We start from the raw sequence: 18,863 nt of genomic DNA on the forward strand, positions 1-18,863 counted from the left end.
TACGAGAGGACCGGAGTGGACGAACCTCTGGTGTTCGGGTTGTGTCGCCAGACGCATTGCCCGGTAGCTAAGTTCGGGATCGATAACCGCTGAAAGCATCTAAGCGGGAAGCGAGCCTTGAGATGAGTTCTCCCTGATACTTTAAGTATCCTAAAGGGTTGTCGTAGACTACGACGTTGATAGGCAGGGTGTGTAAGCGTTGTGAGGCGTTGAGCTAACCTGTACTAATTGCCCGTGAGGCTTAACCATACAACACCCAAGGGGTTTTGATGGACTCAATGAAAGAACATTGAATGTGTAAGAACGAGAATTAAAAAACAGCTTTCCAGATTAAAGAATTTGCTTGGCGACCATAGCGTTTTGGACCCACCTGACTTCCATGCCGAACTCAGAAGTGAAACGAAATAGCGCCGATGGTAGTGTGGGGCTTCCCCATGTGAGAGTAGGACATCGCCAGGCTTTAGTTTTATTTTCACTTTTTCGAAAAGTGAAGACAAAAGCGGACACTTGCTTATTAAAGCGAGTGATACCACTGCGGAGTGGTAGTTCAGTTGGTTAGAATACCGGCCTGTCACGCCGGGGGTCGCGGGTTCGAGTCCCGTCCACTCCGCCACTTATATTAAGCCTCAGTCGAAAGACTGGGGCTTTTTTCGTTTTGGTTACCTGACTTACCTTAAACCCACTCTCATATTTAAATCTTGCATCTCGAGTTACACTACCCTCTTCACATGGTTTTAATACGTCGTGAACGAGCTAGCACGTAACTCTGTGCCTTAGTCTTAGTCTTATTCCGATACCAAGCTCTAACCAAAGCTCCTTTTATTCGATATTAGAAAATCTAGTTATGTGACAGAGTTTAATTGTTTGAAGTGTCGCTTGTTTCTAATTTGAAAATAGGATGACTTTGAATACAAGTTTAGTCTCACTGAGATCAAGAGGGAGGGGGCTAAATTTCTGTTAAGGCTTTGATCTACTGAATGCTAGCTCAGTTTTATCTTGGTGAGGTTGCTAACCTGTTTGGGTTCTGAACGCAATCACCCTAAATGTCTCTTTCTCATAAAAATACAAACTCGCTCATTGCTAAGTATTGTGGAAGTTTAGCTTTGATGTTTGCGAGGAGCCTATATTGCCAAGGGAAGAGAAGTGATACAGATGAAAATGGGTAAATTAAAAGGCTCGTCTATGAATACTATCTATCGGCAATAGTTAGTATCTATGAAAATGTAGCGTAGCGATTCTTAGTATATTTGAAGGTATATCAAAGAATAAGGAGCATTAGTCCTTGAAGGGGAGTCTGAAAATTAGTTATGAAAAAAGCAGCTAGGTAGCTGCTTTTTATTTATTAAGTTACGTGTCTTTAAGAGTCCAATGGCTCCGTATGTTCCGGAGTGGTTATTGCTTGGTTATTCTCTTCCATCTTCTTCTCTTCTGCTTTTGCTTTTTCAATCATTGGAGTGATTGTTGAGCCTTGAATGAGGATAGAGAAAACAACGACGGAGTAGGTCATTACAAGAATAATCTCTTTTACATCGATTAACTTATCTTGAATCACCCAAATACCAGATGGAATAGAAAGTGCCATCGCTAGTGCTAGGCCTCCGCGTAAACCGCCCCACGTCAAAATACGCACTGACCATGGATTATATTTTCTGTAACGTTTAAAGCCTATGTAAGAAAGAAATACACTTAGATAGCGAGCTGCTAGTACAAGAGGGACTGAAATAGCCATCATGATCCAGTCTTCTTTGTGGAATTCAAATAGCAGCATCGACATGCCGATCAGTAGGAATAACACGCCATTCAAGAACTCATCAACAAGCTCCCAAAAATGGTCAAGGTGATCTTCACTCTCTTTTGAAAAGCCAATAAAGCGTGTCCAGTTGCCAATCATAATACCGGATACAACCATCGCGAGTGGGCCTGATACATGGATGTATTCAGCAAATGCGTAACCTGCTGTTGGGACACCAATGGTAAGTAACAATTCCATTGAGTGATCATCGGTGGCACTGATCAAGTAGTGGAATAGCAAACCGAGGACGAAACCATATGTGATACCACCGATAGCTTCTTGGATGAAGAGTAAGGTGACACTACCTACAGTTGGTGCCTCAGTGCCAAATGCAATCGTAAATAGAGTGACGAAGATAACCAAACCGAAGCCATCATTGAAGAGCGATTCTCCTTCAATCTGAGTGGAGATACGTTTAGGAGCATCTAGTTTTTTCACAATAGCCAATACAGCGATTGGGTCAGTTGGCGATATTAGAGCACCAAATAGTAAGCAGTAGACCAAATCAAATTGGATGCCAATTAACTGACAAAACCCATACAGCGCAAATCCAATAAAGAACGTAGAAAACAGTGTAGCTCCAAGGGCTAAAACAGTGATCTCCCACTTTTGATCTTTAAGGTTCGGGAGTTTGATGCCTAGTCCACCAGCAAATAGTAAGAAGCCAAGAATGCCTTTGAGCAAGAAATCTTCGAAGTTAATCCTTGTGACCGTCTCCGTCGCAATTTCGGTGAGATGGAACCAGTTGTTTTGACCCGCAATTAAGATTAGAAGTGAAAGCACCATTGAACCTGCGGTAATCGCAATGGTGGTTTGCATCTTTCCTATCTTGCTGTTTACAAAAGCAATTAGCATCGCAGCTGCGGATAGAAAACATAAAGTATGATAGACCGACATAGAGCTCTCTATTTGTAACATTTTATGAATGGAATTCTCGGCTGATGCTGCTTAAATAGCAAACATTTTTTCGTGATTATTTTGTAAGTTAAGAAGGAGATAAAATAATCATTAATTCCACGTTTAGACGTCTAGACTCCTGAAGTTTGTGTGATAGGATGGAAAGATAACTAAAGGAATGAGGCTGTACTGTGGGAAGTAACGTAAGACAACAGATTGAAGCTCAATTGAAGCAACGTATTCTTTTGATTGATGGTGGTATGGGAACCATGATTCAAGGGTACAAACTTGAAGAGCAAGACTATCGAGGAACGCGCTTTGCGGATTGGCATTGTGATCTAAAAGGTAACAACGACCTGTTGGTTCTAAGTCAGCCTCAACTTATCAAGGAAATTCACGCTGCATATTTAGAAGCGGGTGCAGATATTCTTGAGACCAACACTTTTAACGCAACAACCATTGCGATGGCTGACTACGAGATGGAAAGCCTAAGTGAAGAAATTAACTTTGCAGCTGCCAAGCTTGCACGTGAAGTTGCAGACGAATGGACCGCAAAAACACCCGATAAACCACGTTATGTCGCAGGGGTTTTAGGGCCGACAAACCGAACTTGTTCTATTTCTCCTGATGTAAATGACCCCGGATATCGAAATGTTTCTTTCGACGAGTTAGTTGAGGCTTACTCTGAATCGACTCGAGCGCTTATTAAAGGTGGTTCAGACCTTATTCTTATCGAGACCATCTTCGATACGCTTAACGCTAAGGCTTGTTCATTTGCTGTTGAAAGTGTGTTTGAAGAGATGGGTATTGAGTTACCTGTGATGATCTCGGGGACTATTACTGATGCTTCCGGTAGAACATTATCCGGTCAAACCACAGAAGCGTTTTACAACTCATTACGTCATGTTAAACCGATTTCGTTTGGTTTGAACTGTGCACTTGGCCCGGATGAACTGCGTCCTTATGTTGAAGAGCTCTCGCGTATATCAGAATCTTTTGTTTCCGCTCACCCAAATGCTGGGCTTCCGAATGCATTCGGCGAATACGATTTGTCGCCAGAAGATATGGCTAAGCATGTTAAAGAGTGGGCTCAAAGTGGCTTTTTAAACTTGATTGGTGGGTGTTGTGGTACAACTCCTGAGCACATTCGCCAAATGGCACTCGCGGTTGAAAATATCGCCCCTCGTCAATTACCTGAACTTCCCGTTGCTTGTCGCTTGTCTGGCCTAGAGCCACTCGCTATTGATAAAGACTCTTTATTTATCAATGTCGGTGAGCGTACGAATGTAACCGGTTCTGCGCGTTTTAAGCGCTTGATTAAAGAAGAACTGTACGATGAAGCGCTCGATGTGGCTCGTCAACAAGTTGAAAATGGCGCTCAAATTATCGATATCAACATGGATGAAGGCATGTTGGATGCACAAGCTTGTATGGTTCGCTTTTTAAACCTTTGTGCGTCAGAACCTGAAATCTCAAAAGTACCAATCATGGTTGACTCTTCCAAGTGGGAGGTTATTGAAGCCGGTCTTAAGTGCATCCAAGGCAAAGGCATTGTTAACTCGATCTCTCTCAAAGAAGGCAAAGAGAAATTCGTTGAACAAGCTAAGTTGATCCGCCGTTACGGTGCGGCTGTGATTGTGATGGCGTTTGATGAGATTGGGCAAGCAGATACACGTGAGCGCAAAGTAGAAATTTGTACCAACGCTTACCGAATTCTTGTTGATGAAGTGGGCTTTCCACCAGAAGACATCATTTTTGACCCAAACATTTTTGCCATTGCTACGGGGATCGAGGAGCATAATAACTACGCGGTGGATTTCATTGAAGCCGTTGGCGATATCAAACGTGATTTACCACACGCGATGATCTCGGGTGGTGTTTCTAACGTCTCATTCTCTTTCCGTGGCAATAACTATGTACGTGAAGCGATTCACGCGGTGTTCCTCTACCACTGTTTTAAAAACGGTATGGATATGGGGATTGTGAATGCGGGTCAGTTAGAAATCTACGATAACGTGCCTGAAAAATTGCGTGAGGCTGTGGAAGATGTCGTTCTTAACCGTCATGATGACGCCACTGAGAGATTGTTAGATATCGCGGCGGAATATGCAGGCAAAGGGGTAGGTAAAGAGGAGGATGCCTCTGCACTTGAGTGGAGAACTTGGCCTGTTGAAAAGCGCTTAGAGCACGCGTTAGTGAAAGGAATAACTGAGTTCATCGTTGATGATACCGAAGAGGCTCGTGTCAACGCTTCAAAGCCATTAGAGGTGATTGAAGGCCCACTAATGGATGGGATGAACGTCGTCGGAGACTTGTTTGGTGAAGGTAAAATGTTCCTTCCTCAGGTCGTAAAATCTGCACGAGTGATGAAGCAAGCAGTCGCGCATCTGGAGCCCTACATCAATGCAGAAAAGCAGGTGGGACAAACAAACGGTAAGATTTTGCTAGCGACGGTCAAAGGTGATGTACATGATATCGGGAAAAATATCGTTGGCGTTGTATTGCAGTGCAATAACTACGAAATTATCGATCTTGGTGTCATGGTTCCTTGCGAAAAGATCTTAAAAGTAGCGCAAGAAGAAAACGTCGATATTATTGGTTTATCAGGGTTGATCACGCCTTCATTAGACGAAATGGTGCATGTTGCAAAAGAGATGGAGCGTCTCGACTTTAACTTACCTCTTCTCATCGGTGGCGCAACAACGTCAAAAGCCCATACAGCAGTTAAGATTGAGCAACATTACAAGCATCCAGTGGTTTACGTGAACAACGCCTCACGTGCAGTGGGCGTATGTACTTCTCTTCTGTCAGATGAACGTCGCCCTGAGTTTGTTGAAAAACTTGAAGCTGATTACGAACGAGTACGTGATCAACATAATCGAAAGAAACCGAGAACCAAACCAGTGACATTAGAAGCGGCTCGAGCGAATAAAGTTGCTATCGATTGGGAAGCTTACACCCCTCCAGTGCCTGTTAAGCCTGGCATTCATATCTTCGATGATTTTGATGTGGCTATATTACGTCAATACATCGATTGGACACCATTCTTTATGACTTGGTCACTTGTGGGTAAGTATCCAACAATTTTCCAACATGAAGAAGTTGGTGAAGAAGCAAAACGTTTATTCGAAGATGCCAACGAGTTACTTGATCGAGTTGAGCGAGAAGGCCTGTTAAAAGCGCGTGGAATGTGTGGCTTATTCCCTGCTGCGAGCGTGGGGGACGACATTGAAGTTTATGCTGATGAAACTCGTACCGACGTTGTGAAAGTATTACGTAACTTGCGACAACAGACCGAGAAACCAAAAGGATTCAACTATTGTTTATCCGACTACATCGCACCTAAAGAGTCGGGTAAACATGATTGGATAGGGGCATTTGCTGTCACTGGTGGTATTGGTGAACGAGAGCTTGCTGATGAATACAAAGCACAGGGAGATGATTACAACGCAATTATGATTCAAGCGGTGGCGGATCGCCTAGCCGAAGCGTTTGCTGAGTATTTGCATGAGCGTGTCCGTAAAGAAATTTGGGGTTATGCAGCTGATGAAGATTTATCTAACGATGATCTCATTCGTGAAAAATACCAAGGTATTCGCCCTGCGCCGGGTTATCCCGCGTGTCCTGAACATACTGAAAAAGGACCGCTTTGGGAGTTACTTAATGTGGAAGAGAACATTGGTATGACTCTAACCTCCAGCTATGCAATGTATCCGGGCGCGTCAGTCTCTGGTTGGTATTTCTCTCATCCTGACTCACGTTACTTTGCGATCGCACAGATCCAAGAAGATCAGCTAGAGAGTTACGCCGATCGTAAGGGGTGGGATAGGATCGAGGCTGAAAAATGGTTAGGGCCAAACATTAACGGTTAAATTGATGTTTACCTCGTCCAAATGTAACAACTAATGAAACGACAAAGGGCTGCAAATACGCAGCCCTTTGTTTTATTGAGTTGAACTTACTTCTCAAACAACTCAGTGTGGAGTTTTTGTATGGCTTGTTTCGATACCGATTCATGGAGCAAGAAGCATAAGTTGTGAGGGCTAGCGCCATAACAAATCATGCGTAGGTTAAAATCTTCTAGCGTGCCAAAAACCTGTTTCGCGTAGCCTTTACTCTCACTCATGTTGTTTCCAATGAGAGCAACGAGGCATAGGTCATGTTCAACTTCTACCTTACATAACTCTTCTAACTCTTCTCGTGCAGCTTGCGGCAGCTGTGGTGCTCCGCCAGAGGTATCAGTTTGATCAAGTGTTAACGATACACTGATTTCAGATGTCGTGATCAAATCGACAGAGATCTTATGCTTTGCAAGGATCTCAAAGACCTTTGCTAAAAAACCGTATGCGTGGAACATATTGGCGCTGCGTAGCGTTACCATGGTTTGGTTACAACGCAAAGCTAGCGCACGGAATAACGGTGAGCTTTCGACTTGGTGGCGAATCCAAGTTCCCCCTTTTTCTGGCTCTTTCGATGACCCTACAAATACCGGAATGTCGTGGCGCAATGCAGGTACTAGCGTAGAAGGGTGAAGGATTTTAGCGCCAAAGTTAGCCATTTCTGAAGCTTCACTAAAGCTGATCTCGGGAATTGGTGAGGCTTTTGGTGCAATTCGCGGGTCTGTTGTGTAGATTCCCGGAACATCAGTCCAGATTTCTAGCCCTGCCGCTTTAACGCTCTCAGCAATTAAGGCGGCGCTGTAATCGCTGCCCCCTCGACCTAATGTTGTTGTATTACCGGCTTCGTCAGATCCTATGAAGCCTTGAGTAACAACAACGGATTGTTGGCAAAGTGGTACGAGTTTATCTTGCGCAAGCGTCGAAATTGCTTCAATGTTTGGCTCCGCGCGACCAAAGTTGTCATCAGTACGCAGCACATCGCGGATATCAAAGCGCACTGCTTGAATGCCTCGCTCACACATTAACTGAGTTAGAATGTGCGTCGACATGAGTTCACCACATGCGACTAAATGATCGGTTAACTTCGCACTAGCTTGGATAGATGCAGCCTCGGCCAGGCTGGTTACGGTATCTAATATGCCATACACCTCGGCAGCAGTTTTCGTGCTGTCTTCGAGCTGAGTTAAAATGGCGTCATGAATGTTGGCCAGATTTTGCAGCAGCTCAGTACGGTGCGTTTGATCCTGAACGCCGTTGGCGAGTTCTACCAATAGGTTGGTGACGCCAGAGCAAGCGCTGCTCACGACCAGGCGAGTATTTGGATTGTTTTCGATAATGGTGGCGCAACGACTCATTGCCTCAAAGTTGGCAACACTGGTTCCACCGAATTTAGCTACGTTAAATGCGCTCACTGCGTTCTCCCACGACTTCCTAAAAAATTGTACATCCAATGTTTAGTGAGAAAAGGAACAGAGCAAAAAGAGAGGTATTTAGAATGCTATTTGAAAAATTTACCCTCAGAAGCCCTTCATCAGACTGCGCTGATGACAGTTGATGGGATTCAGCCCAATTCAACCGACAAGTCAAATCCTGCAACTTTGACTTACCTCGGCACTACTCCCCCTCAATGATTGGTGTTGGAATTGCGGTTCCACAAATCATCTACCTGGGTAGCGCTCCTCTTCTACATAAAGCTCAAACATTGAACGGTTTTGAGGCCTTAATGTCAATCAATATTTCAACCTTTATAGTGTTTTTTATTAACGATTTTGTGACACTGGTTTGACCTCCATACTTACGGCTAATTGCTGATAGAGGAAAAATCTATTAGGGTGAAGAACCCTACACCTGAGCCATGTTATTGAATAGAACTTTTAGAATGCTCAGGATAAAAGATAATCAAGGAGCTGACATGTCGATCCAAAGCTTTATTCCACCTCACCGTATTTTAATGGGACCTGGTCCTTCTGATATTTATCCTCAAGTGTTACAAGCACTAAGCCGTCCTACGGTAGGTCACCTTGATCCTCTGTTTATCGGTATGATGGATGAGCTCAAGCAGCTATTGAAGTATGTCTTTCAAACTGACAATGAGTTCACTATTGCGGTTTCAGCGCCAGGTAGTGCAGGGATGGAAACCTGCTTTGTAAACTTGATCGAGAAAGGCGATAAAGTGATCGTCTGCCGTAATGGTGTATTTGGTGAACGCATGCGCGAAAATGTCGTCCGTGCTGGTGGTGAAGTTGTTATCGTCGATGATGAATGGGGGACGCCTGTTTCCATTGATAAAGTCGAGCAAGCATTCGAACAGCACCCAGATACAAAAGTTCTTGCTTTTGTGCATGCGGAAACCTCAACTGGTGCAGTCAGTGATGCTCAAGCATTGGGTAAGCTGGCGAAACAGCATAATGCATTATCTATTGTTGATGCGGTGACATCGCTTGGTGGTGTGCCGTTAAAAGTGGATGAATGGCAACTGGATGCGGTTTACTCTGGTAGTCAAAAATGTTTGTCATGTGTACCTGGGCTCTCACCAGTGACGTTTTCTCCTGCCGCGATTGAAAAGATTCAAGCAAGAACAACACCAGTACAGAGTTGGTTCCTCGATCAGAGTTTAGTTTTGGGGTATTGGAGTGGAGAAGGCAAGCGTAGTTATCATCATACGGCGCCAGTTAATAGCTTGTATGCGCTTCATGAAGCTTTATTGATACTGAAAAATGAAGGATTAGAAAACGCTTGGGCTCGTCACCAACTGATGCATGAAAAACTCAAAAATGGCTTACAAAAGTTAGGCTTTGAATTTGTTGTGGACGAAGCCCATCGGTTGCCACAATTAAATGCGATTTACGTGCCTGAAGGAATTGATGAAGCAAAAGTTCGTGCTCACTTGCTAGAAACCTATAACCTAGAAATTGGTGCAGGCCTTGGGGCATTAGCTGGTAAAGCGTGGCGTATTGGCTTAATGGGTTACGGCGCTCGATCTGAAAACGTTGCGCTGTGCTTAAAAGCGTTAGAAGAGTCACTCACTGAATAAAATCATACAGCAATGAGATGAAGAAAAGCGAAGGTCATCCCTTCGCTTTTTTGTACTTATTACTCTTCACCTGAAGTGGGGGCTGGTGAGGCAGAGATTGCTTGAGAAGGTGGTTGGTAATTGACGTCACTGAAATCAATCTTCGGGAACAAAAACTGCGCTTCAGCTCTAATTTGCTCCGCTTTACTTGAGTCATCTAAGCCTTGGTAGGCCAAAATCAAATTATTATAAAATGCAGGGCGAGGCTTATCTTTGATGATTTTTAGCGACCAATCGATATAAGGCTGAATCAAGGTTGCGTCTTGTTGGTACAGCCCAATGTTTAAAAACGTGCTATAAACATCCCAATCAAATCTGTCTTTCCAAACCACAGGGTTACTGACTTGATTCAGAATATCAGGATTAGTTGGCCTAGTGGTCTCAAACTTCGTCAATACATAGTTCGTATGCAATGCGCTTACCATGTAAAACGTAAACGCAACGGGAAGTACCAAACTAAAAACACGCAGCAAGCTTTTGGTTACATTACTAAAGCCGACTTGTCGATAACGAGAGACGCGCTGATCGACCCAGTACAGCAGGATAACGAAGATCAACCAATGCACGAGAGAGTGGTAGAAAGGGTATTCCAGTTGCGAGTGCAATACGATAGGTATAAACAAGGCCAGCAACGCAAGACGAGTTCCGCGTTTGGCTTGATAGATTCGATACAGTACCAGTGCCATCGCTAAGAAGATGCCGAGTATTGGCAGCAAGCCACCTTCGACTCCCCAGTAAAGTAGCTCATTATGCGGATGATCCATGGCTGGCAAACCAGCTGGGTAATTCTCATTTAGGGCATGTTGACGAGCCGTATACAGCATGTACTCAGATTCAAACTTGCCATATCCATAACCAGTAAAAGGCTTTTCAATCACCATGTCTAATGTTTGCGGAAAAGTATACGCTCGAGGAGACTCCATATTTACTTTTTCTGCGGCTAACCCACCTCCATCAGGAAAGGCAAGATGCATGACAACGACTGAGAGTAAGAGCCCACTTACAAGTGACACAACCCAGCGGATAAAGCGCCCTTTGGTTGCAAAGCGGTACATGTATGGAATGACCAACAACACGGCGATGACCGAGGCTAACCAACCAGTGCGTGAAGCCAACGCCACAATTAGTGGTAAAGTTAAAACTGGTACGGCATAGAGAAGGTAAACATCGCTTAACTTACGATCGTATTTGTAGGGCTGACGTGCAAGTAAATAGCTGGCAATCACCAACCCTGTCGCAAGAAAACTGGCCATTACATTGGGCTGTTGGAAAATACCATAAGGACGATTGGCCACCGTGTCGTAACCAAACGGATTACCTGGTTTGAGATACAGATATTGTGTCAGACCAAAAATGGCTTCGATAACAACCGCAAGGACAATGAACCATAATAGGCGTTGGCGATGTTTATTACTGAAATGAAATTGTTGTAAAACAATAAAGAACAGGACACCACACCACAGGCCAATGAGCTTATTGGCTGCCAAGCTGCTATTCGCATTTGGGTACAGAATGGGCACTGTCATGATAAGAGCACTAATGAACAAGCCGATGGTTAGTTTTGAGTAACGTAGCACTCGATTATTCGCTAGTTGGTAACACCCAATGCCTAATGCAAAGCTAAAAGCAATCCAAGTTGTCGCATTGAACGAAAGCGAAAGCCCCGAACCGCCGGGGTTGGGCATGAAAAAGTGCATTGCCAACACAAATAGTGTTGCCAAGGCAATGAGAAACTTGCGATTGAGGGGAACCTGTACTTTTTCGGGAGAAAGCTTTGTTCCACTTACATGTATAGTAGCCATAGTTATTGCGTTGTTTTGAATGAAAAAAGACCAGCACTTGCTGGTCTCGATACTTTACCTGTTTTTTCTACTTCAACATAGGCTTGAGGAAGTGAGCTGTGTGCGAACCCTCGATTTGCGACACATCTTCCGGAGTGCCTTGAGCGATTATCTCGCCGCCACCTTGACCCCCTTCAGGACCAAGATCGATAATCCAGTCCGCAGTCTTAATGACGTCCAGGTTATGCTCGATCACCACGACAGTGTTTCCGTGGTCGCGAAGTCTGTGCAGTACAGTGAGCAACTGCTGGATATCATGGAAGTGCAAGCCGGTTGTTGGTTCATCCAAAATGTACAAGGTTTTTCCTGTATCACGTTTGGATAGCTCTCGCGCCAGTTTCACACGCTGTGCTTCACCACCGGAGAGTGTTGTTGCCGCTTGACCCAATCGTATGTACGACAAACCCACATCCATCAGTGTTTGTAGTTTGCGAGCGATGGCAGGAACTGGATCGAAGAAGGTGCGTGCATCTTCGACCGTCATTTCTAGCACTTCATCAATAGTTTTACCTTTGTAACGTACTTCGAGCGTTTCACGGTTGTAGCGTTTACCTTTACACACATCACATGGCACATAAACATCTGGTAGGAAGTGCATTTCTACTTTGATAACACCGTCACCCTGACAGGCCTCACAACGACCACCGCGTACGTTAAAACTAAAACGGCCCGGTTTGTAACCGCGAGAACGCGACTCCTGTGTGCCTGCAAACAGTTCACGGATTGGTGTAAAGATCCCCGTATAGGTTGCAGGGTTAGAGCGAGGTGTACGGCCAATTGGGCTTTGATCGATATCGATGACTTTATCGAAGTGCTCTAGACCTTTAATCGATTTATAAGGTGAAGGCTGAGCCGTTGTCGCTCCGTTAAGTTGGGTATGCGCAATTTTAAAGAAAGTATCATTAATCAGCGTTGATTTACCTGAGCCAGATACTCCTGTAATACAGCTGAATAACCCAACAGGAATTGAAAGGTTAACGTTTTTAAGGTTATTACCTGTTGCGCCTAATAGCTCAACCGTTTTTTTCGGATCTCGCGGCGTGCGATCTTTCGGTACTGCGATTTCTTTAACACCACTTAAGTACTGACCTGTCAGAGAATTCGGATTCGCGACTATCTCTTCCATGGTGCCTTCCGCAACAACATTACCACCATGTACGCCAGCACCAGGACCAATATCTATGACATGATCTGCACAGCGAATCGCATCTTCATCGTGTTCTACCACAAGTACGGTATTACCTAAATCGCGCAAATGAGTCAGTGTTTTTAGGAGTCGTTCATTATCACGCTGGTGGAGGCCAATCGACGGTTCATCCAGAACATACATCACACCAACAAGACCTGCACCAATTTGGCTTGCTAAACGAATACGTTGAGCTTCACCGCCTGATAAGGTTTCAGCACTGCGTGATAAGTTTAGGTAGTTCAAACCGACGTTAACTAAGAATTGCAGGCGGTCGTTGATTTCCTTCATCACTTTTTCAGCGATTTGGGCTCGTTGACCTTCCAGTTTCAAGGAATGGAAGAACTCCAATGCATCAGCAATGCTGAGTTCAACAATCTCAGGTAGTGTCGTATCAGCAATAAACACGTTACGTGCTTCGAGGCGTAGACGAGTACCGCCACAGCTTGAACAAGATTTAGTGGAGATGTATTTTGCAAGCTCTTCACGGACAGAGTTGGATTCTGTATCACGATAGCGACGTTCTAGGGTATTCAGAATACCTTCGAATGGATGGCGTTTAACGCGAATATCGCCACGATCGTTGATGTATTTAAACTCAATCTCAGTACGACCTGAGCCCTTTAGAATGACATCTTGCGTTTTCTTTGGCAGAGAATTAAAAGGGGCATGGAGGTCAAAACCATAATGATCGGCCAATGAGGTGAGCATTTGGAAGTAGTAGTAGTTCTTTTGATCCCAACCGCGAATCGCACCTTGTGCCAAGCTTAATGAATCATCTTGAATGACTCGGCTTGGATCGAAGTATTGTTGAACACCCAAGCCATCACAAGTGCCACATGCACCAGCAGGATTGTTGAATGAGAAAAGTCGCGGCTCTAACTCTTGCATGCTGTAACCACATTGTGGACAAGCGAAGTTGGCGGAGAAAATAATCTCTTCACCGTCGCCATCCATTGGCGCGACAACTGCAATTCCGCCTGATAATTCGAGTGTTGTCTCGAAAGATTCGGCCAAGCGCTGTTGTAAGTCTGGACGAACTTTAAAGCGGTCTACCACAACTTCAATGGTGTGCTTTTTATGTAGTTCAAGGGTTGGAGGATCGGAAAGATCGCAAGTTTCTCCATCAATACGCGCACGAATAAAGCCTTGAGCCGCTAAGTTCTCAAGCGTTTTAACATGCTCCCCTTTACGTTCTTTGACAATAGGCGCCAATAGCATCATTTTGCTGCCTTCCGGCATCTCTAGGACTTTGTCCACCATTTGGCTGATGGTTTGCGCAGCAAGAGGGGCATGGTGCGTTGGACAGCGGGGTTCGCCCACACGAGCATACAATAGACGTAAGTAGTCGTAGACTTCGGTAATTGTACCGACGGTTGAACGCGGGTTATGAGAAGTAGATTTCTGTTCAATAGAAATCGCAGGTGATAACCCTTCAATGTGGTCGACATCGGGTTTTTCCATCAGAGACAAAAACTGACGAGCGTAGGCAGAGAGAGACTCTACGTAGCGTCGTTGGCCTTCTGCATACAATGTATCGAAAGCGAGAGAGGATTTACCGGAGCCACTTAGTCCAGTAATGACAATCAGTTTATCGCGAGGGATTGTAAGATTAATGTCTTTAAGGTTATGGGTTCGGGCACCGCGAACTTCTATTTTATCCATCGTTTTTGCTCTATGTATAACCAAGTGGGGCAAGTATTACATAGTGTGAGAAATGTGCAAAGAAAATTACTGGATAAAAAAACAGTAAAGTAAAAAGCCCAGCGTTGTGCTGGGCTTTCGATACAGTAATTTCGTACTAAGACGATGCTTTATACTGCTTTTTGTGTTGCGTGCTTACCTAGCTCAGAGGTTTTTTCATCTTTTAGATACAGGTTTTCAAAACAATAGTTAGTTGCTTCGATGTAACCTTCAACGCTACCACAGTCAAAGCGTTTGCCCTTGAATTTGTAAGCCAATACACAGCCCGCTTTTGCTTGTTTTAGCAGCGCGTCAGTGATTTGAATTTCACCACCTTTACCTGGTTCAGTGTTTTCAATCAGTTCAAAAATATCGGGAGTCAGGATGTAGCGGCCAATGATAGCAAGGTTGCTAGGTGCCGTGCCTTTCTCTGGTTTTTCTACCATGTCGTCTACGCGGTAGATGTCGTCTTTGATCATTTCACCAGAGATAACGCCGTATTTGTGTGTTTCTTCGGCTGGTACTTCTTGCACTGCAACGATAGAACAGCGGAACTGCTTAAATAGTGCCACCATCTGAGCCAGTACGCCCTCTTGCTCGTTGACACAAAGGTCATCAGCAAGAACAACAGCAAATGGCTCATCGCCTACCAATTCTCGTCCAGTTAGAATCGCGTGGCCCAAGCCTTTCATTTCGCGTTGACGTATATAAGTGAAGTTTGCAGATTCAATGATTTCACGGATATCTACCAACAGCTCTTCTTTGTTGGTACCGCTAATCTGATGTTCCAGTTCGTAGTTCTTATCAAAGTGGTCCATGATCGAGTGCTTGCCACGACCTGTCACAATACACATGCCGTTCATACCAGCTTGGATTGCTTCTTCGACACCGTATTCAATAAGCGGTTTGTTCACGACTGGCATCATCTCCTTTGGCATAGATTTCGTTGCCGGTAGGAAGCGTGTGCCATAGCCTGCAGCAGGGAACAGACATTTTTTTATCATTGGGGGAATATCCTATCTCGTTTTTATCAAGAATCTGCGCATAACTTTAACACGAGAGGTATCAATGAATCATGAATAAAGTAGGAAAAAATGTGAGACTCGGTGCGGAAAAAAGATGAGCGACTCGTCATTTCAGTTATCAGAGCCGCTCACATTGCATCATGACATTAAGTTTTGGTCTGCCCAGGCGATTGCCTGTACTCGGTTCTTTACGGATAGCTTTTTGAATATCTGATACAAGTGCGATTTGATGGTGAATTCACTGACGAATAACTCCTCGGCCATCTGACTGTTCGAGGCGCCAGCTTGTAGGCAACGCAGTACTTGTAGCTCACGAATGGTTAGGTCTACCGTAGCTGGTGCAGTATGAGTATTAATGACATTGCGGTAATAGTGTAAAAGTTGACTGGTTACATTACGCGGCAGCCAGTTTTGACCGTTAACAATGCCTTTTAACCCTTCTCCAATTTGCTCTAGCGTATCTTCAGAATAAAACACACCTTTTAATTGACCAAATGAAAGAAGTTCATCTGTGGTTAGTCTTTTAGGCACGTTGAAGACAACGGTTTCAAAGTTTTTCCATACAAGAGGCAAGTTTTTGATCGATTGAACAAGTGATTTATGTTCACTGAAGTCGATCAGTAGAATTTTATTACGGTGTTGTGGCTTGGCTTCCATGAGTGCTGCGGTTGAAATCACCGGGATGCTCATATCAACGTACTTTTCGAGTGCCGCCACTTTTTTTTGCGCATTATCTTCCATACTGATCAGAAATAGCTTTCTTGCGTAAGCCGACTTTCTCACGTGTTCCAATCTCCCTGGGTTCAATAGAAGCCATAAACTGGCATTAAAGAGAGGCCATAACCATCGCTTTACTGAATAAATGCGTTCGAATTCAAAGCTTCACGAAACGATGTCTGCAACGCGAATCAAAAATGCTACACACGTAAGTTGAAATACGATTTGGGTTCTAGAGGATGACTCAATAGATCACAATGGTATTAGACTTTAATCAAAACATTAAAGCGTGCTATTCTAATGCGCTAAAATTTTATATATCCAGAGTGAAACGGAGCACATCATGGCCAGCCGTGGAATTAACAAAGTTATTTTGGTGGGGAATCTAGGTAACGACCCTGAAATTCGTTACATGCCGAATGGCGGTGCAGTAGCAAACATTACTATTGCGACTTCTGATTCATGGCGTGATAAAGCGACTGGCGAACAGCGCGAAAAAACGGAATGGCACCGTGTTGTGTTGTTCGGCAAACTTGCGGAAGTAGCAGGTGAGTATTTGCGTAAAGGCTCTCAAGTTTACATTGAAGGGCAACTGCAAACTCGCAAATGGCAAGATCAAAGTGGTCAAGATCGCTACTCAACTGAAGTCGTTGTTCAAGGCTTCAATGGTGTGATGCAAATGCTTGGCGGTCGTGCTCAAGGTGGCGGCGCACCTATGGGCGGTCAACAGCAGCAGCAAGGTGGATGGGGTCAGCCTCAACAGCCAGCTCAGCAGCAGTACAATGCGCCTCAGCAACAGCAACCACAACAACAGGCTCCGCAGCAATCACAGCAGCAGTACAATGAGCCACCAATGGATTTTGACGACGATATCCCGTTCTAAATTCTGCTTATGCTTGAATCGAAAAGGCCGCGAATATCGCGGCCTTTTTTATTGTCGCAATCTAATGATCTCACAGGCTTATCTTGGCAAGGTTAGGCGTAACAATAAAACTTATCAATGAGTGTGATTTTCTTTATGCTCCAGCCTCTCACTATCAGACTAATCCGATTGTTTGATGAACTCTTATCAAGTATAAATATTTCAATAAGGTATATGATGAATAAAAAAGGAATTTGGTATTCATGAGGTATACCCCAACTCTTAAGTTAAGCACACGGCTGGTGGCCTTTGTCACCATGATCGTTATCTGCGCCATGTTTATCTTGTTTGTCGGTGGCACCCTCTCTTTTAAACGTCTTGGGCAGGAATATCTCACCCATTATTTAGAAGGGATCGTAGAGGTGGTCGACAAGGAGATGGAAGATCCTGACGCTGCTTATTCTATGCAGCGCTGGATGCCGAAGATGCTGCAGGCTTCCAATATTGTCGAAATGACGTTGTCGACCAACAACGCCGTTGTTTATCGCTTCAAAGATACTTCTCATCAAATGGAAGCGTCAGTCTTGTTTGAGGCTGAGTACCAGTTGACTCACAATCAAGATTACACGATTCACTTTAAAGCAATTCCCCCTTACTTAGGTTACAGCTACTCAATGCAGGCGCTTTGGTCGATCACGCTTGCCGTTGTATTGATCATCTTCTGCTTAATGCGCGGCGTGGCATGGCTTAAAGAGCAATTAGAAGGCTCCGAAATGCTCGAAGAGCGAGGCAGAATGATCCTGGCTGGTAGGGTGGAGCAGTATGCCAAAGGTGACAAAAAAGAATGGCCTTACACCGCCAGTGAAGCGCTCGATGTATTAATCGAAGAGTTACAAGATGCGCGTCAAGAGCGAAGCCGATTTGATACCTTTATTCGAACTCAAACCTTCCTTGATAAGCTAACCGGTACCGCTAACCGAGTGTTATTTGATAGCAAGTTGGAATCGGCGTTACTAGAAAGTGGGGCTCGCGGCGCCGTGTTGCTAGTGCGTATTCAAGACTGGAAACTGGTTGAAGAAGAGCAAGATAAGCAAATTACGGATGAGTTTATTGTTGAAGTTGGGAGTTTATTGTCCAATTTAGTTCAACGATACCCAGATGTTGTATTTTCCCGTTATTACGATGCTGATTTTGCGCTTTTTCTACCGCACCAAAGTGCGAAAGATGTGGCTAACCTTGCCTCGCAATGCATTCGCCAGTTAGAAAAGTTAATGCCGCCAGAGCCACTTGATCCAGACAACTGGTGCCATATTGGCATCACCACTTATAAAGAAGGTGAGCGACACAGCCAAATCATTGATGAAGCCGAGACTGCTTTGCGTAGTGCGCAACTACAAAATAACAATAATTGGAGTCGCTTCAAAAAATGGAACCACGATGAAGAAGCTCGCGGAAGTGTGAGGTGGAGAACGTTATTTGACACAGCACTTACACCTGAAAGTGTGATACTCTACGCACAATCTGTGCACCCAATAAGTGACGCGACGCATAAAAAATCATTATATGAAGAGTTAACATGTCGGATTCGCGATCCTGAGAATGGGATTGTTAAAGCGTCTCGGTTCATTTCTGCGATCAGACAGGTTGGTTATGAAGCGCAAATGGATAAGTCGGTTATTAATAAATTCTTAAGAGAGTTTAAGGATAATTTTGATAACTCAAGATCGTATGCGCTCAATTTGAATGTAACGCCATTTTCTAACCGAGAGTACTTTAAATGGTTTCGTGATGAACTCTTACAGTTGTCACGTGAGCAGAGAAAGTGTCTCAGTTTTGAGTTTGTTGAAGCACAATTTGTAAGACACTTAGACTTTATGCGACCAGTCGC

At 44.3% G+C, this 18,863-nt stretch carries 10 protein-coding genes, 1 tRNA gene, 2 rRNA genes and 1 riboswitch; of the genes, 7 read left to right on the forward strand and 6 right to left on the reverse strand.

The features are described from left to right. From R7E00_RS21960 to R7E00_RS21970, 3 genes are all read left to right on the forward strand, one after another. A 23S ribosomal RNA gene (locus R7E00_RS21960) occupies positions 1 to 249 on the forward strand; the annotation flags it as partial. A 93-nt stretch (positions 250 to 342) separates the two neighbouring features. Next, positions 343 to 459: ribosomal RNA gene (gene rrf / locus R7E00_RS21965) — 5S ribosomal RNA — on the forward strand. 77 nt (positions 460 to 536) lie between these two features. Next, positions 537 to 613 (forward strand) — tRNA-Asp (locus R7E00_RS21970). A gap of 744 nt (positions 614 to 1,357) precedes the next feature. Here R7E00_RS21970 and R7E00_RS21975 read toward each other — a convergent pair. Continuing rightward, complete coding sequence (locus tag R7E00_RS21975) at positions 1,358 to 2,689, reverse strand: cation:proton antiporter (RefSeq protein WP_031781147.1); 1,332 nt, start codon at positions 2,687 to 2,689, stop codon at positions 1,358 to 1,360. A 191-nt stretch (positions 2,690 to 2,880) separates the two neighbouring features. Between R7E00_RS21975 and metH the strand changes: the two genes are divergently transcribed. Next, positions 2,881 to 6,561 carry a methionine synthase gene (metH, locus tag R7E00_RS21980; RefSeq protein ID WP_262606370.1) on the forward strand — a complete coding sequence of 1,227 codons (3,681 nt, stop codon included), beginning with the start codon at positions 2,881 to 2,883 and terminating at the stop codon, positions 6,559 to 6,561. Positions 6,562 to 6,647: 86 nt separating this feature from the next. On the opposite strand, the gene lysC is transcribed toward metH, so the two are convergent. Continuing rightward, positions 6,648 to 8,000 (reverse strand): lysine-sensitive aspartokinase 3, encoded by a 1,353-nt coding sequence (gene lysC / locus R7E00_RS21985; RefSeq protein ID WP_017821324.1) that lies wholly within the window; start codon positions 7,998 to 8,000, stop codon positions 6,648 to 6,650. 101 nt (positions 8,001 to 8,101) lie between these two features. Beyond that, positions 8,102 to 8,280: riboswitch (Lysine riboswitch) on the reverse strand. Positions 8,281 to 8,500: 220 nt separating this feature from the next. On the opposite strand from lysC, the gene R7E00_RS21990 reads away from it, so the two are divergent. Then, positions 8,501 to 9,622, forward strand: coding sequence for a pyridoxal-phosphate-dependent aminotransferase family protein (locus R7E00_RS21990; RefSeq protein ID WP_054575331.1), 1,122 nt, complete (start codon positions 8,501 to 8,503; stop codon positions 9,620 to 9,622). Between the two features lie 59 nt (positions 9,623 to 9,681). Here the strand turns inward: R7E00_RS21990 and R7E00_RS21995 are convergent, their stop codons facing one another. The 4 genes from R7E00_RS21995 to R7E00_RS22010 all read right to left on the reverse strand — a co-directional run bounded on the left by R7E00_RS21995 (position 9,682) and on the right by R7E00_RS22010 (position 16,179). After that, positions 9,682 to 11,463, reverse strand: a complete 1,782-nt coding sequence (locus R7E00_RS21995; protein WP_054575330.1) for a PglL family O-oligosaccharyltransferase — start codon at positions 11,461 to 11,463, stop codon at positions 9,682 to 9,684. Between the two features lie 67 nt (positions 11,464 to 11,530). Beyond that, positions 11,531 to 14,353, reverse strand: a complete 2,823-nt coding sequence (gene uvrA, locus R7E00_RS22000) for an excinuclease ABC subunit UvrA (RefSeq protein ID WP_005381241.1) — start codon at positions 14,351 to 14,353, stop codon at positions 11,531 to 11,533. Positions 14,354 to 14,502: 149 nt separating this feature from the next. Then, positions 14,503 to 15,375, reverse strand: coding sequence for a UTP--glucose-1-phosphate uridylyltransferase GalU (gene galU / locus R7E00_RS22005; protein WP_005381239.1), 873 nt, complete (start codon positions 15,373 to 15,375; stop codon positions 14,503 to 14,505). A gap of 159 nt (positions 15,376 to 15,534) precedes the next feature. After that, complete coding sequence (locus R7E00_RS22010) at positions 15,535 to 16,179, reverse strand: LuxR C-terminal-related transcriptional regulator (RefSeq protein WP_005381237.1); 645 nt, start codon at positions 16,177 to 16,179, stop codon at positions 15,535 to 15,537. 277 nt (positions 16,180 to 16,456) lie between these two features. On the opposite strand from R7E00_RS22010, the gene R7E00_RS22015 reads away from it, so the two are divergent. Both R7E00_RS22015 and csrD read left to right on the forward strand, forming a co-directional pair. Further along, positions 16,457 to 16,996, forward strand: a complete 540-nt coding sequence (locus R7E00_RS22015; RefSeq protein WP_005381235.1) for a single-stranded DNA-binding protein — start codon at positions 16,457 to 16,459, stop codon at positions 16,994 to 16,996. 242 nt (positions 16,997 to 17,238) lie between these two features. After that, the coding region (gene csrD, locus R7E00_RS22020; protein ID WP_318124467.1) for an RNase E specificity factor CsrD at positions 17,239 to 18,863 on the forward strand (1,625 nt) is incomplete at its 3' end.

The sequence above is a fragment of the Vibrio sp. Vb1755 genome (assembly GCF_033338635.1).
Classification (GTDB): domain Bacteria; phylum Pseudomonadota; class Gammaproteobacteria; order Enterobacterales; family Vibrionaceae; genus Vibrio; species Vibrio alginolyticus.

Coding starts and splice junctions, on each gene's coding strand:
- R7E00_RS21975 (WP_031781147.1), bottom strand. CDS start 2,689: ATGTCGGTCTATCATACTTTATGTTTTCTATCCGCAGCTGCGATGCTA.
- R7E00_RS21990 (WP_054575331.1), top strand. CDS start 8,501: ATGTCGATCCAAAGCTTTATTCCACCTCACCGTATTTTAATGGGACCT.
- R7E00_RS21995 (WP_054575330.1), bottom strand. CDS start 11,463: ATGGCTACTATACATGTAAGTGGAACAAAGCTTTCTCCCGAAAAAGTA.
- uvrA (WP_005381241.1), bottom strand. CDS start 14,353: ATGGATAAAATAGAAGTTCGCGGTGCCCGAACCCATAACCTTAAAGAC.
- galU (WP_005381239.1), bottom strand. CDS start 15,375: ATGATAAAAAAATGTCTGTTCCCTGCTGCAGGCTATGGCACACGCTTC.
- R7E00_RS22015 (WP_005381235.1), top strand. CDS start 16,457: ATGGCCAGCCGTGGAATTAACAAAGTTATTTTGGTGGGGAATCTAGGT.